Source organism: Paucilactobacillus suebicus DSM 5007 = KCTC 3549 (genome assembly GCF_001434475.1).
In the GTDB taxonomy this organism is placed as follows: domain Bacteria; phylum Bacillota; class Bacilli; order Lactobacillales; family Lactobacillaceae; genus Paucilactobacillus; species Paucilactobacillus suebicus.
The window spans coordinates 74,365-88,768 of the sequence record NZ_AZGF01000002.1 but is presented as its reverse complement, the minus strand read 5'-3'; the positions used below and the strand labels follow the sequence as shown (position 1 = coordinate 88,768).

Below are 14,404 nucleotides of genomic sequence, written 5' to 3'. Positions count from 1 at the left end.
GAGGACAGTCTTATGGCACAAGTTAAAATTACGTTAATCCATAGCGCCGCTCACCGTCTTCCAGCTCACCGTGCTATTGTAAAAGCACTTGGATTAGGTCGTGTGAACAGCTCTGTAATTAAACCAGATAACGAAGCTACGCGTGGTGCAATTTTTAAAATTGCTCACCTAGTTTCGATTGAAGAAGTTAAGTAATTAATTAATCAATAAGGAGGTGCAGACCCAAATGAAGTTACATGAATTACAACCCGCAGAAGGATCACGTGGAGTTCGCGCTCGTCGTGGTCGTGGTACCTCAGCTGGTAACGGTAAAACATCAGGTCGTGGTCAAAAAGGTCAAAAGGCTCGTAGCAAGACACGCTTAGGCTTTGAAGGTGGCCAAATGCCACTTTATCGTCGTATTCCAAAGCGTGGATTCACTAACATCAGTCGTAAAGAATACGCAATTGTTAGTTTAGCTACCCTTGATCAATTCGATGAGGGCACTGAAGTTACACCTGCTTTACTAGTTGAAAATGGTGTAATCAAGAACGAAAAAAATGGCATCAAAATTCTTGGTAATGGAAAGTTAACTAAGAAGTTAACAGTTAAAGCAGCTAAGTTTTCTGCTTCTGCTGTTTCAGCAATTGAGGCCGCAGGTGGTAAAACTGAGGTGATTTAATGTTTGCAACTATCAAAAATGGATTTAAAGTATCGGAGATTCGTAAGAAGATTCTGTTTACTTTATTTGTCCTAATTGTGTACCGACTTGGTGCGTATATCACCGTTCCAGGTATAAATGCAGCTGCGTTACAGCAGGTTGCATCTACTGGGCTCGCATCAATTTTGAATACATTTAGTGGTGGTGGGCTTGAAAACTATTCATTGTTTGCAATGGGTGTTTCACCATATATCACTGCTCAAATTGTTGTTCAACTTTTGCAAATGGACATCGTTCCAAAGTTCGTTGAATGGAGTAAACAAGGTGATGTTGGTCGACGTAAGCTTAATCAAGCAACACGTTGGTTGACAATTGTTCTTGGGTTTATCCAATCAATTGGTATTACAGCTGGTTTTAACGCTTTAAGCACATTGAAACTAGTCAATAATCCAGGAATTCAAACATATCTGATGATAGGTTTAATTCTAACTGCCGGAACTATGTTAGCGACGTGGATGGGTGATATGATTACCGAACGTGGTTTGGGTAATGGTGTATCAATGCTTATCTTTGCAGGTATCATTGCTCAGATGCCTAGTGGTATCAAACAACTTTGGCAAGATCAAATTGTTGGTGCTTCTGGTAAAGAGCTATGGATCGGTATTGGTTTTATCGCCGTCGTGGTCGTTGCACTTTTGATAATTGTGACGTTTGTTACCTGGGTTCAGCAAGCTGAGCGTCGTCTTCCGATTCAATACACACGTCGTACGACAAGTGCCCCAGATAGTAGTTATCTTCCTTTGAAGATAAACGTGTCTGGTGTTATTCCGGTTATTTTTGCTGGTTCGTTTGTATCAACACCGCAAACTATCTTAATGGCTTTCCAGCAAAATCATAGTGGAGATACTTGGTATCAAGTAATGACTGATATATTTAATATGCAGACGTTACCTGGTACAACATTGTATATCTTGTTGATCGTTGTATTTACATTCTTCTATGCTTTCGTTCAGGTCAATCCTGAAAAACTGTCAGAGAACTTACAAAAACAAGGCAGTTACATTCCAGGTGTTTGGCCTGGTAAGGGGACTCAAAGCTTTGTTGCTGGAGTTTTAATGCGATTGAGTACAGTTGGTTCTGTCTTCCTTGGATTTATTTCTTTGATTCCATTGTTAGCAAGTGACATTTGGAATTTAAGTCAATCAATTGGTTTGGGAGGAACAAGTTTACTAATTGTTGTACAAATTGCATTAGATGTTGTTAGACAGTTAAATGGTTTGAATATGAAGAGAGAGTATATTGGGTTTATACATGATTGAGGAGGAATTGTAGATGAGTACCATGAATCTCATTTTAATGGGACTTCCGGGTGCCGGTAAAGGTACCCAAGCACAAAAAATTGTTGATGAATTTCACATTCCACATATTTCGACTGGTGATATTTTCCGTGCTGCCATGAAGAATGAAACTGAAATGGGTCTTAAGGCAAAAGCGTTTATTGACAAAGGTGAATTAGTTCCTGACGAAGTTACTAATGGAATTGTTCGTGATCGTTTGGCTGAAGAAGATACAAAAGTAGGCTTTATGTTAGATGGATTTCCACGAAACTTAGTGCAAGCTGAAGCGCTTGATGAAATGCTTGCCGAGTCTAATCGTAAACTGGATGCCGTTTTGAACATTCATGTTGAACCAAGTGTTCTAGTTGAAAGATTGACTGGTCGTTTCATTTGCCGCAACTGTGGAGCAACGTATCACAAGATTTACCATATGCCTAAGGTTGAGGGAACTTGCGATGTTTGTGGTCATCACGATTTCTACCAACGCGAAGATGATAAGCCTGAGACTGTTAAGAACCGTTTGGATGTTAACATCAAGATGAACACGCCACTTGTTGATTACTATCAAAAGGAAAATGTTTTGCACACCGTTGATGGCGAGCAAGATATTGACAAGGTTTATTCAGAAGTTCAGCAGATTCTTAAAAACATATAATTGGTGCGATAACGTGCTATTCTTGCTTTGTCATTAAAGCTGTGGTACACTACTTTAGGTTTATTGACAAAAGTCAAGGTGGATGGATAAGTCCGCCATTTTTATGTTGAATCTGAGGAACAAGGAGGAATATTTCGTGGCAAAAGACGATGTGATCGAAATTGAAGGTAAAGTTACGGAAACTTTACCGAATGCTATGTTTAAAGTGGAATTAGAAAATGGACATGAGATATTGGCACATGTCTCTGGTAAGATTCGGATGCACTACATCAAAATTTTGCCTGGTGATCGTGTTCAAGTTGAAATGTCTCCGTATGATTTAACAAAGGGTCGTATTACTTTCCGCTTTAAATAGTAGTATTTAATTGGATTATGACTTTCTAGGAGGATATTTTACAATGAAAGTAAGACCATCAGTAAAGCCAATGTGCGAACACTGCAAAGTGATCAAGCGTAATGGCCGTGTTATGGTAATTTGCTCTGCAAATCCAAAGCACAAACAACGTCAAGGTAAGTAATTTTATAAAACTGAATTGGAGGTGTACTAATAAATGGCTCGTTTTGCAGGTGTCGATTTACCTCGTGACAAACGAATTGTAATCGGCTTAACTTATATTTTTGGTATTGGTAATACAAGTGCTCAAAAGATTCTTGCTAACGCGGGTGTATCAGAAGATATCCGTGTTCGTGACTTAACACCTGATCAAGAAGACAAGATACGTGCTGAGGTTGATCAACTTAAAGTTGAAGGTGACCTTCGTCGTGAAACTTCACTTAACATCAAGCGTCTTCAAGAAATCGGTTCATACCGTGGTATGCGTCATCGTCGTGGGTTGCCAGTTCGTGGTCAACACACAAAGAATAATGCACGTACTCGTAAGGGTAAGGCCGTTTCTATTGCAGGTCGTAAAAAATAATTAAGTAAAGGAGGGAAACAATTCCTATGGCTACAAGAAAAGGAACTCGTAAGCGTCGAGTAAAAAAGAATATTGAAACTGGAGTTGCACATATCCATTCAACATTTAACAATACGCTTGTTATGATTACTGATTTACAAGGAAATGCTGTTGCGTGGTCATCAGCTGGTTCATTGGGCTTTAAGGGTAGTCGTAAATCTACACCGTTTGCTGCACAAATGGCGTCAGAGGCTGCTGCAAAGGCATCAATGGAACACGGTATGAAGACTGTCGAAGTTGCTGTTAAGGGACCAGGTTCTGGACGTGAAGCTGCCATCCGTGCACTTCAAAGTACTGGCCTTGAAGTGAGTGCAATTCGTGATGTGACTCCAGTGCCACATAATGGTTCTCGTCCTCCAAAGCGTCGTCGTGTTTAATTCTGCTACATTTTCGTGGAGTTTTCTTCATATTAATGTATTTTATATTAATAGCGAACCACGTTTTGAAAGGGGTAAAAGATAAGAATGATCGAATTTGAGAAACCTAACATTCACAAAGTTGATGAAAGTAATAACTATGGCAAGTTTGTCGTAGAACCACTCGAGCGTGGTTATGGAACAACGCTTGGAAATTCGTTACGACGAATTCTATTAGCGTCACTCCCTGGAGCAGCCATCACCAGTATTCAAATTGATGGTGTTTTGCATGAATTTTCAACAGTTGAGGGTGTCACAGAAGACGTTACTCAAATCATTCTGAACATGAAGAAAATCTCTCTTAAGATTGACTCTGAGGAAGATAAGGCTTTAGAGATTGATGTTAAGGGTCCCGCCGCTGTTACAGCTGGTGATATTGAGGCTGATGGTGATGTTGAAGTTCTGAATCCAGACTTGCACATTGCAACAGTTGCTGATGGGGCTGAATTACACATCCAGATGACTGCTAATACTGGTCGTGGTTACGTTTCAGCTGATGATAACAAAGCTCGTATGGATGACCTTCCTATCGGTGTATTACCGATTGATTCCATCTATACCCCAATTGAACGCGTGAACTACAATGTTGAAAATGCACGTGTGGGGCAACGTAACGACTACGACAAGTTGACGCTTGATGTTTGGACTGATGGTTCAATCACGCCAAGTGAGTCAATTAGTTTAGCTGCCAAAATTCTAACTGAGCATCTTTCAATGTTCGTTGATTTAACGGATACTGCTAAGAATGCTGAAATTATGGTCGAAAAAGAAGAGACTCATAAGGAAAAAATGTTAGAAATGACAATTGAAGAATTGGATCTTTCAGTTCGTTCATACAATTGTCTCAAGCGTGCTGGAATCAACACTGTTCAAGAACTAACAGACCGCTCTGAAGCTGACATGATGAAGGTGCGCAACCTTGGTCGTAAGTCACTTGAAGAGGTAAAGGTTAAATTAGCTGATTTAGGATTATCACTTCGTCAAGAAGATTAAAACTCTCACAAAGGAGGAAAACTGTTCATGAGTTACCGTAAATTAGGACGCACAAGCTCCCAACGTAAGGCTTTATTACGCGATTTAACTACTAACTTGATTGTTAATGGTCGTATTGAAACTACTGAAGCTCGCGCTAAAGAAGTTCGTAAGACTGCTGACCAAATGATTACTCTTGGCAAGAAGGGTGATTTACATGCTCGTCGTCAAGCTGCTTCATTTCTTCGCAATATGGTTGCAGATATTAAGGAAGACGGCGAAGATGTACGTGTTCAGTCTGCTCTTCAAAATTTGTTTGAAGAATTAGCACCTAAGTATGCTGATCGTAATGGTGGATATACTCGTATCTTGAAGACAATGCCTCGTCGCGGCGATGCTGCATCGATGGTTATTCTTGAGTTTGTCTAATAGAATATAAATAAGCGTAATAAAGAATCACTATGATTGATGGTATAGAGCGTTATGATGGTGGAGAGATCCTAGTCTAGCTTGAATGCAGGTTTCTACCTGAGCGCCACAATTGTAAGTGATTTTTTTGTACATATTTTACTGATTGATTCGTCTATTATGTTATGATGATTCTGGTGTAAATTTACAATGGAGCGGCAGTTAATGAATAATATAATATCCGTACAAAATGCAATATTTAGTTATCCAGGAAATGACATTCATGTTTTGAATGATATATCTTTTGATGTGTCTCAAGGCGAATGGGTGGCCATTATTGGGCACAATGGAAGCGGAAAAAGTACACTTGCGAAGGCAATTGATGGTCTGCTGTCCCTTGATAGTGGGCAGGTCGTGGTTGACGGACTAGAATTGAACGAGAACACCGTATGGGATGTTCGCTCAAAAATTGGTTTTGTATTTCAAAACCCTGACAATCAGTTTGTTGGAGCCACAGTTGCTGATGATGTTGCGTTTGGTCTTGAAAATCGCCATGTTGATCATGCAACGATGGTGGCCAAAGTGGATGAAGCATTGAAACTTGTTAGAATGGATAAATACGCTGATCGTGAACCTGCCGGACTTTCTGGTGGTCAGAAGCAAAGGGTGGCACTTGCAGGTGTTATAGCGATGCAGCCGAAGATTGTGATTTTAGATGAAGCGACAAGTATGTTGGATCCTCAGGGACGCCAAGAAGTTATTGAATTGTTGCATGAGTTAAAACAGCGTTATAAATTTACAGTTTTAACAATCACACATGATATAGACGAAACTGCTTTGGCAGATCGCTTATTTGTCATCGATGATGGAAGTCTGATATCATCTGGAGAACCGGAAAAAATTCTTTCCGATTCTAAAATGTTACTTGAAAAGGGTCTTGATTTACCACTTGGAGAACATATTAAACATGATTTAAAAGAATTAAAGATTGAAGTTCCAGAGGAATACATGAATAGCAGTCAGGTGGTGAATTGGTTATGTCAACAATTGAGTTCAATGGAGTAAATTTTTCGTATCAGGTTGGTACACCGTTTGAGGTTAATGCACTACATGATATAAACGTAAGAATTTCAGACAGATCGTACACTGCGATTGTTGGACACACCGGCAGTGGTAAATCAACGCTGATTCAACTACTTGATGGGTTGATTAGACCAACGACTGGAACGATTAAAGTTGGAAACGAAACTATCAGCTCCACTAGTAGTAATTCTGAACTCGGTAAAATTCGTTCAAAGATTGGTTTCGTCTTTCAATTTCCCGAGAATCAACTGTTTGAAGAGACTGTTCTAAAAGATATATCTTTTGGACCGCAAAATTTTGGTAAATCAGAGGATGAGGCCATAGTTTTGGCAAAAGAAGCTATGCAATTAGTTGGGCTTGACGATAGTTTAGCGCAAAGATCTCCCTTTGAATTATCTGGTGGTCAGATGAGACGTGTAGCGATTGCCGGTGTACTGGCTATGAAACCAGAAATTTTGATTTTAGATGAACCGACTGCTGGGTTAGATCCTCGTGGTCAACGGGAAACTATGCAACTTTTTAGTCAATTGCATAGGAAAAATAACATTAATGTGATACTAGTGACGCATCAAATGGAAGATGCTGCAGCTTTTGCAAATCAGGTACTTGTTATGAATGATGGTAATCTTGTTAAGGCAGGTAGTCCGAACGAAATTTTTTCAAATCCAGAGGGGTTAATTGGAAACCACTTAACGATTCCAAAGACAACTAAAGTGGCCAATGAGCTGACAAAAGGTGGGTTTAGATTTGACCCATATCCATTAACATTGGAGGAGTTAAGCAGGCAAGTTGCAAAACAATTGGAAAGTGGGTCAAATTAATGTTTTCTAAAGTTCTATTTGGCCGCTTTGTGCCTACCAATTCGGTAATTCATAAATTAGATCCACGTGCTAAATTGGTTCTTAGCATGTACTTTATTGTGATCATTTTTTTTGCAAACAGTTGGCAAACCTATGCATGGTTGGCTGCATTTACCTTGGGGACAATTCTGTTAACCAAAGTTCCATTAGGATTCTTTTGGGATGGAGTTAGGCCACTAATATTTATTATTGTTTTAACTGTTATTCTGCAAATATTTTTCAGTAGTGGTGGTCATGTGTATTGGCAGTGGGGCATACTGTCTATTACCCAATTTGGGTTAATTAACGGTGCGTACATTTTTTGTAGATTTGTGTTAATTATTTGTATGTCAACGGTCCTGACATTAACTACACAACCGTTGATGATTGCGGATGCAGTAGAGTCGCTACTTAAGCCTTTGACCAAGATTAAAGTACCAGTTTATGAACTGGCCTTGATGTTATCTATTGCTCTACGTTTTGTACCTACATTAATGGATGAGAGTCAAAAAATAATGAATGCGCAAAGAGCACGTGGTGTTAATTTTGGCACGGGAAGCTTGTGGAAACGAGTTAAGTCACTAATTCCGATTTTAATTCCGTTATTTATTAGTGCTTTTAATCGTGCCGAAGACTTAGCCACAGCCATGGAAGCACGTGGATATAGTGGTGGCGAAGGGCGGACTAAATATAGGTTGCTCCATTGGCATACTGCAGATTCGGTTGCTTGTTTTGTAATGGTAGCAGCCACAATTATACTGTTAACCCTGAGATATTTTACTTAGTTTAGGAGCTTTTTTTCTATGTATCGATACAAAATAATTTTTGCTTATGACGGTTCTGACTTTGCTGGATTTCAAGTTCAGCCGCATCAGCGTACTGTTGAAAAGACGCTAAAAATTGCTGTGAATAAAATTGCTAAAAACCCTGATCCTGCAATTGAAGTGTATGGCTCAGGTAGAACAGATGCGGGCGTTCATGCACTTGGTCAGGTTGCTCATTTTGATATTCCCTTTGATTTACCTGATGATTCAATGCGGCGGGCATTGAACAGCTTATTACCGCTTGATATGATGGTTAAGAGTGCAGAGCATGTTGACGCCAATTTTCATGCTAGATATAGTGCTCACAGGAAGTTGTATCGATATCGCGTATCACAAGGAGAGTTCGTTGATCCTTTTAAGAGACGGTACACGGCACATTACAAATATCCACTTGATATTGAAAGAATGCAAATTGCTGTGAAAGACTTGATTGGTGAACATGACTTTACGAGTCTTGTTGCTTCAGGCAGTCAAACAAAGAGTAATGTGAGAATAATCTATCATGCTCAAATATGGAGGGATGAGCATGATCAGGAGATCATTTTTGAATTTGAAGGTAATGGATTTTTGTACAATCAGGTTCGGATAATGGTTTCACTTCTTTTGGAAATTGGAAATGATCAGCGTCCAGTAAACGATATTCCGAGAGTATTGGCAGCGAGGGATAGAAACCAAGCACGAGGAACAGCCCCAGCTAGCGGATTATATTTAGTAGAAGTTAATTACGATGACTAAAAAGCATTGACGAACAGTGAATTTTAAAGTAAACTGATTGTTGGTATTCTTTAACCACTTAAAAGGCCCCGGCAGCTTATTAATTAGTTGAAGAAGACAAGAAAAATGGAGGATTTTACATTGAAATCGACATACTTAGCTAAACCAGGTGAAGTTGAACGTAAATGGTACGTCATTGACGCAACCGATATTGCACTTGGTCGTTTATCAACAGTTGTTGCTTCGATCTTGCGCGGTAAGAATAAGCCAACATACACCCCTAATGTGGATACGGGTGATAATGTGATTATTATTAACGCAGCAAATGTTAAATTAACTGGTAACAAGGCAAGTGGTAAGATTTATTACCATCACTCAAATCATCCAGGTGGTTTAAAAGAACGCACTGCTGGTGATTTACGTGAGAAAAACCCTGAGAAGTTAATCGAAACGTCTGTTAAGGGTATGCTTCCTCATAACTCACTTGGACAAAAGATGGGTTTGAAGCTACATGTATATGCTGATGCAAATCACAAGCATGAAGCCCAAAAGCCAGAAGTATTAGACATTACAAACTTAATTTAGGGAGGGAACAGAATTGGCTCAAGTACAATATAGCGGCACAGGTCGTCGTAAGAACTCTACTGCACGTGTACGTTTGGTACCAGGTACAGGAAAAATCACGATGAACGGCAAGGATATCACTGAATATATTCCATTTGCTAACTTACGTGAAGTTGTTTTACAACCATTTACTGCTACTGAAACTAGTGGCAACTATGACGTTTTAGTTAACGTTCGTGGTGGTGGTTTTTCTGGTCAAGCTGGTGCAACTCGTCATGGTATTGCCCGTGCTTTGCTCAACGTTGACCCTGATTTCCGCGGTCCTTTGAAGCGTGCCGGATTATTAACTCGTGATGCACGTATGAAAGAACGTAAGAAGCCAGGTCTCAAGAAGGCCCGTAAAGCTTCACAATTTTCAAAGCGTTAATATCCAGATATATCAACGTTTACAAGGCATCCACATCTTTGTGGGTGTCTTTTTTTGTGGAAATTCCCACCAGATTCCCCACCGAATCCCCACGACCATTTTTATTTAAGTTATCATAAGCAAAGTTAGCCGGAGTTAAATCCACAACATTATTTGCATTAACATAAACACGAGTTGTTCCAATATTCGAATGGGTTAATGCTTCTGAAATTTTTTCAAGTGACATACCATGGAGTTTAGCTAAAGTTGCGGTTGTATGACGCAGCTTATGGGGAGAGCAAGGTTTTAAATTAGGATGACGGTGGTGAATAGATTTCATCCGATAATTTAAATAATCTGTATGAAGTCGTTGATTTAAATTACCTTGTCGATCACAATAAGTAAATAAGAATTGATCTCGTGTTTGCTTAATATTTAATTCCGCAAGCTCGTTTTTCTGTCGTTGTTTCCATTCGATCAGCATTCTTTCTAAATGATCTGGCAGTGAGAATTGCGTATTTTTATTTCCTTTTGTATTTTTAACATTACCGAATTTGTCTAGTGCTTGAGTGAGATAGATTGTCTTGTTGTTAAAATCAACGTGTTTCCATTGCAAGGCGTACGTTTCTGATTTTCGATCAGATAAGAAGAAAGTTGTCCAGAATAACGTATAATCTTGATATGAAAGTGATCCATTATCCAAGTCCTCTTGAACAGCCTGAAACCATGCCATTAGGTCGGTATCAGTAAGGTATTTATCTTCATCACGTTTTGCAGATTTTAAATGATTTTTCTTGATCGCTTTTACTTTTCTAAGACTTTTGCTAAGTCGGTTAGATTCGATGTACTCATATTCTTCTGCTAGGTCGAATACCTGATTTACATAACTGCGAATAACTTTGAAATTAGCATATTCTTTTGCCTTTGCATTCATTTTTTGAATAACGAATTGGCGATGCTGATTAAGATAATTAAGTGAATAGGCTCCAAACATTGGCAAAATATGAAGCCTAAAAAGATCTTCGGTATTTTGAATGGTTACAATACTAGGAGGTTGCGTGTAAGAACTTGTTAAGCCACTTTTATAATCATCTAACCAGACGTCCTTGTAAAAGTCCTTAAAAAGAACTTCACCGCCCAATTCAAAAGAACTGATACTGTTGTTGTTTCTGAACTTGATAATTCTGTTTTCGAATTCAAGTTCAGCTTGTTTGGCCTCCTTTCTTGTTTTAAAAATCTTATCGTAGTCGGGATTCGATAATTCAAGAGATTGCATGATATCCAAAGGATACTTCTTTCGAACGCGATAAGTATTATTTTTTGTTTTTGTAATGCTCACAGTTAAAAACTCCTTTGTTTGCGAGTCAAAGGAGTAACGATATTATACTCGCGAATTTAGCCATTTATCAATAGCAACACGATCAAAACGACGTGTGCTCCCAACTAAAATGAAGGGCAAGCCATATCCGATCCATTTGTCTAAAGTGTTATTAGAAATTTTTAAGTAATCGCATGTTTCTTGTTTATTCATATAACGATTATTAATGGTTAGCTGAGTGAGTGTACTTTTCACTTCATCTAAGATGTTTTTAACAAGTTCTTGTTCAGTTAGATTTTGTTGATTATCAGTATTTTGTAGCAACATGTTTAATTACCTCCATGATATAATGAGGTTGCAAGTAAAACTTGCAAACCAATTAGGGGACTAATCACTTAAGCTTGCCGGCGGTTGTGATTTGTTCCTTTTTCTTTTTCCATTTCATATTGTTGTTAATTAATTTTAGAATTCGTTGAATTGCATTTGTCTTTTTATATAAGCCATTTTTCGAGAAACGATAAGATGAGTTATGCAGATAATGATATTTGCTATTGTGATGCCAAAAGTCTCGGATTGGATTACATACTAATAATTTGTTATTTGAAAAACTAATCCAAAAATCAATTCGACGATAAAACTGTCCTAAATCTTCCATACTGTTAAATTTTGGGTGATTAAAAAATTGATAGGGTGGAACTGGACTGGTAATAATAATTACTTTAGCAACACCAAATTTGTTATGGTATCTAGCTGAAATAGGGCTAATATTATGTGGATCTAAGAGTTTAAGCCAGTCAAGAAAGCCTAATGTTTCACCACGGACATTGTCAAGAAAAAGAATTTCTTGTCCGCTATATTCATCAAAAGGATTAGTTGAAGCAGTAACACAACATTCCCAGTAACAGTTATGTTCTTTTTGCACAGCTTTTTGGATTTGGCGTACAAGTAATTTACCAAATTTTGTTTTACCAACTCCAGCAGTACCAGAAATAAAAATAATTTTTTTTTTGAATTTACTCGCTTCAATATCGCGTTGAGCGGTAATACTTTTGCGCTCACCAATGACTGTAAAAGCACCATTTATCTTAGAGCTGTTAAGACCGTAAACCATATATAAATCTTCATCGCTCATAATTTGACTTTTTGTTAATTTACCCTGTAATACTTGGGCGATAAGATAATCAACACTCTGCATTGAGTTTTGTGCTTCTTTGGTGGCTCGTCCGCGTAGCCAAGTTTCACGGCGCCGATTATAAACACTTAAGTAATCTTCACCAACAGCTGTCGTCACATCTTTTGGATTGTACTGAAACTTATCTTTATCTTTTGCATGGACGAGATAGGCAAGTAGATTGTCATAACCGTATCTGCCTGATTTAGCTTTTTCAAGGTATTGCGGTTCGACACCGATTGTCATCGCCAAATTGTTGATTGTGTTGCCCTTATCAAATTTTAATAAGAAATGAACATGATCTTCTTTTTGACGAATACTATTTTGTTGCTTTTCTGCATTCCAAATTGTTTCTGTATATTTGTTGTGAATAATACCGTATGCTTCTGAAACCTTAACGTTGCTTTTATCTAACCGTTGTACGACATTATCTAATAAATCTCGAGCATCGCCATTCTGCGCTTGAATAATTGGTTGTTCATCCCAGCCATGCCAAAACTCGGGTTGTAATTGTTGTGCAATCATAACGCAGGTTAATGTACTATCTTTCGCCATTTAAAATAACCTTACCTTTCTTTTCTTCTAACTATTCTTAGTTTGACCTACTAAAATCTCTTATTTATATTGCTGTTTTTTCAGCAATTGGAATTATTACGGCACATCGACAAGCCCTGTGCCGTATGCGCGTAGAATAGTTAGAGTTAAATTTAAAATTTTATGTAAGCATGGCAACGCGCGCGTTGCCATGCTTTTTAAGATATTATTTTTTAATCTAGATAAACCAAGGAGCTTCGAAGAAGTGTGGGGTTTCCCATTTTTTACCACTAGTAATTATTCTTGCCACACCTTGCCCAACCTTATAATTACGCTGGGGTAAATCAGCAAAACCAGCCATCAGGAATCTTCTTTCATCGGCGGAATCAGCAGCCCCAGCAAGCATTATGACAGCGTCAGAACAGTTTACGCGAGCTAAACTGGGCAGAAACGCTTCTTTAGTTGCAAACTGAGAGATAGCAACGAGATGCAAACCAGCTGCTCCACCGGTTGCGGTTAACCTATTGATCGCAACTTCCCACCGTTTTTTGAGTGACTTATCGAGTTCTAACGCAGCGTTTAAATTACCGATTTCATCAAAGAATAATCCGATATCGACAAGATCTGGAAGGTCAAGATATTTTTCTTGCCCCGCATCATTGATCTTATTTAAGCGTTCTAACATAACTTCACACCAATACTCGGCACGCTCAACGATTTCAAGTGGATCACTTTTACCGTCGAACTCTTTGACATAGCGATCAAATTTAGCAGAATTGTATTCAACAATCCAGCCCTGCAATTGCATTAATCTTGCCATATACCGACCACACAGAACTGACTTTCCGGCCCGAGTCCTAGCAATAACACTCAGATGTGGTGTCATCTCTGCATGCCAGACTAAGTCTTTTGATAACAAAATAGCATGTGGATCTTTACTAACGTAGCCAGATAATGTATCTTCTTTTTCATTAATTATCAGTTTGTAGTAAGTTAATGTATCTTCAAAATGAAACAGCATATAGCTGTCGTTACTAGTCAATTCTGACGAGATTACCGCAAAGCGCTTATATTTTCCGCCTAGAATTCCCGAGACTTTTTGTTCATACTTATCTTGATCCATGCGATCATATGTGGCGATATTCTCAATAGCAATGTAGCCATAATTACAATCGTCAGATACCCAAACATATAGAAGAGGAAATTCAATTCCATATCGAGTTGAGTTACAAAGACATAAGACATCGTCAAGTTGTTTATCATTGAAAAGTTGTTTGATTTTTCTTGATAAATTTTCAGCTTTACTACTCATCGACGGTATCTCAAGTGTAGTAACCAATTCGCGGTGAAAGAATGTGATGACGGATATGACAAGTAGTACCAGCGATATAATCACGAGTAAAACAGTTATATTTCGAAATAATTCACTTAATGAGGTGAAGAAACGTGAATTTTGACAACTAGTAAAGATGAAAAAGCTGAAACCTGTTAATAAAGAAAACAGCCCGAAAGCTATCAAGAAGAGTTGATAGTTTTGATGACTGTTATCTTTGGAGCGCTTAACACG

General features: G+C 38.4%; 20 protein-coding genes. 16 read left to right on the top strand and 4 right to left on the bottom strand.

Features of this window, described 5'->3' with window-relative positions; all coding sequences use genetic code 11:
• Nucleotides 1–12 precede the first annotated feature (12 nt).
• From rpmD to rpsI, 16 genes are all read left to right on the top strand, one after another.
• Nucleotides 13–195: a 50S ribosomal protein L30 gene (gene rpmD, locus FD16_RS01375; RefSeq protein ID WP_010621643.1), complete on the top strand. Its 183-nt coding sequence runs from the start codon at nucleotides 13–15 to the stop codon at nucleotides 193–195.
• 31 nt (nucleotides 196–226) lie between these two features.
• The gene (gene rplO / locus FD16_RS01370) at nucleotides 227–661 is read left to right on the top strand and encodes a 50S ribosomal protein L15 (protein ID WP_010621644.1); all 435 of its coding nucleotides are present in this window, start codon (nucleotides 227–229) and stop codon (nucleotides 659–661) included.
• Nucleotides 661–1,959: a preprotein translocase subunit SecY gene (gene secY, locus FD16_RS01365; RefSeq protein ID WP_010621645.1), complete on the top strand. Its 1,299-nt coding sequence runs from the start codon at nucleotides 661–663 to the stop codon at nucleotides 1,957–1,959. Before rplO ends, secY begins: the two co-directional genes overlap by 1 nt.
• Before the next feature lie 22 nt (nucleotides 1,960–1,981).
• The gene (locus FD16_RS01360) at nucleotides 1,982–2,632 is read left to right on the top strand and encodes an adenylate kinase (protein WP_010621646.1); all 651 of its coding nucleotides are present in this window, start codon (nucleotides 1,982–1,984) and stop codon (nucleotides 2,630–2,632) included.
• Nucleotides 2,633–2,768: 136 nt separating this feature from the next.
• Nucleotides 2,769–2,987 carry a translation initiation factor IF-1 gene (infA, locus tag FD16_RS01355; RefSeq protein ID WP_010621647.1) on the top strand — a complete coding sequence of 73 codons (219 nt, stop codon included), beginning with the start codon at nucleotides 2,769–2,771 and terminating at the stop codon, nucleotides 2,985–2,987.
• Between the two features lie 43 nt (nucleotides 2,988–3,030).
• Complete coding sequence (rpmJ, locus tag FD16_RS01350) at nucleotides 3,031–3,150, top strand: 50S ribosomal protein L36 (RefSeq protein ID WP_010621648.1); 120 nt, start codon at nucleotides 3,031–3,033, stop codon at nucleotides 3,148–3,150.
• A gap of 33 nt (nucleotides 3,151–3,183) precedes the next feature.
• Nucleotides 3,184–3,549, top strand: coding sequence for a 30S ribosomal protein S13 (rpsM, locus tag FD16_RS01345; RefSeq protein WP_010621649.1), 366 nt, complete (start codon nucleotides 3,184–3,186; stop codon nucleotides 3,547–3,549).
• A 26-nt stretch (nucleotides 3,550–3,575) separates the two neighbouring features.
• The gene (gene rpsK / locus FD16_RS01340) at nucleotides 3,576–3,965 is read left to right on the top strand and encodes a 30S ribosomal protein S11 (protein WP_010621650.1); all 390 of its coding nucleotides are present in this window, start codon (nucleotides 3,576–3,578) and stop codon (nucleotides 3,963–3,965) included.
• An 87-nt stretch (nucleotides 3,966–4,052) separates the two neighbouring features.
• Entirely contained in the window at nucleotides 4,053–4,997 is a 945-nt protein-coding gene (locus FD16_RS01335; RefSeq protein WP_010621651.1) for a DNA-directed RNA polymerase subunit alpha, read from the top strand.
• Nucleotides 4,998–5,024: 27 nt separating this feature from the next.
• The gene (gene rplQ / locus FD16_RS01330; protein ID WP_010621652.1) at nucleotides 5,025–5,405 is read left to right on the top strand and encodes a 50S ribosomal protein L17; all 381 of its coding nucleotides are present in this window, start codon (nucleotides 5,025–5,027) and stop codon (nucleotides 5,403–5,405) included.
• A 204-nt stretch (nucleotides 5,406–5,609) separates the two neighbouring features.
• Nucleotides 5,610–6,449 carry an energy-coupling factor ABC transporter ATP-binding protein gene (locus tag FD16_RS01325; protein ID WP_010621653.1) on the top strand — a complete coding sequence of 280 codons (840 nt, stop codon included), beginning with the start codon at nucleotides 5,610–5,612 and terminating at the stop codon, nucleotides 6,447–6,449.
• Nucleotides 6,422–7,288 (top strand): energy-coupling factor ABC transporter ATP-binding protein, encoded by an 867-nt coding sequence (locus FD16_RS01320; protein ID WP_010621654.1) that lies wholly within the window; start codon nucleotides 6,422–6,424, stop codon nucleotides 7,286–7,288. The genes FD16_RS01325 and FD16_RS01320 overlap by 28 nt, the downstream gene beginning before the upstream one ends.
• A complete protein-coding gene (locus tag FD16_RS01315) occupies nucleotides 7,288–8,091 on the top strand; it encodes an energy-coupling factor transporter transmembrane component T family protein (protein WP_010621655.1) in 804 nt (267 codons plus the stop codon). The genes FD16_RS01320 and FD16_RS01315 overlap by 1 nt, the downstream gene beginning before the upstream one ends.
• Before the next feature lie 18 nt (nucleotides 8,092–8,109).
• Nucleotides 8,110–8,865, top strand: a complete 756-nt coding sequence (gene truA, locus FD16_RS01310) for a tRNA pseudouridine(38-40) synthase TruA (protein ID WP_010621656.1) — start codon at nucleotides 8,110–8,112, stop codon at nucleotides 8,863–8,865.
• Between the two features lie 120 nt (nucleotides 8,866–8,985).
• A complete protein-coding gene (gene rplM, locus FD16_RS01305) occupies nucleotides 8,986–9,429 on the top strand; it encodes a 50S ribosomal protein L13 (protein WP_010621657.1) in 444 nt (147 codons plus the stop codon).
• Between the two features lie 13 nt (nucleotides 9,430–9,442).
• Nucleotides 9,443–9,835, top strand: a complete 393-nt coding sequence (rpsI, locus tag FD16_RS01300; RefSeq protein ID WP_010621658.1) for a 30S ribosomal protein S9 — start codon at nucleotides 9,443–9,445, stop codon at nucleotides 9,833–9,835.
• 19 nt (nucleotides 9,836–9,854) lie between these two features.
• On the opposite strand, the gene FD16_RS01295 is transcribed toward rpsI, so the two are convergent.
• The 4 genes from FD16_RS01295 to FD16_RS01280 all read right to left on the bottom strand — a co-directional run bounded on the left by FD16_RS01295 (nucleotide 9,855) and on the right by FD16_RS01280 (nucleotide 14,149).
• Nucleotides 9,855–11,153 carry a site-specific integrase gene (locus FD16_RS01295; protein WP_010621659.1) on the bottom strand — a complete coding sequence of 433 codons (1,299 nt, stop codon included), beginning with the start codon at nucleotides 11,151–11,153 and terminating at the stop codon, nucleotides 9,855–9,857.
• A 42-nt stretch (nucleotides 11,154–11,195) separates the two neighbouring features.
• Nucleotides 11,196–11,459, bottom strand: a complete 264-nt coding sequence (locus FD16_RS01290; protein ID WP_010621660.1) for a helix-turn-helix domain-containing protein — start codon at nucleotides 11,457–11,459, stop codon at nucleotides 11,196–11,198.
• 64 nt (nucleotides 11,460–11,523) lie between these two features.
• On the bottom strand, nucleotides 11,524–12,858 hold the full coding sequence (locus FD16_RS01285; protein WP_056938517.1) for a Rep family protein: 1,335 nt from the start codon (nucleotides 12,856–12,858) through the stop codon (nucleotides 11,524–11,526).
• 217 nt (nucleotides 12,859–13,075) lie between these two features.
• The gene (locus FD16_RS01280; protein ID WP_010621662.1) at nucleotides 13,076–14,149 is read right to left on the bottom strand and encodes a hypothetical protein; all 1,074 of its coding nucleotides are present in this window, start codon (nucleotides 14,147–14,149) and stop codon (nucleotides 13,076–13,078) included.
• Nucleotides 14,150–14,404 lie beyond the last annotated feature (255 nt).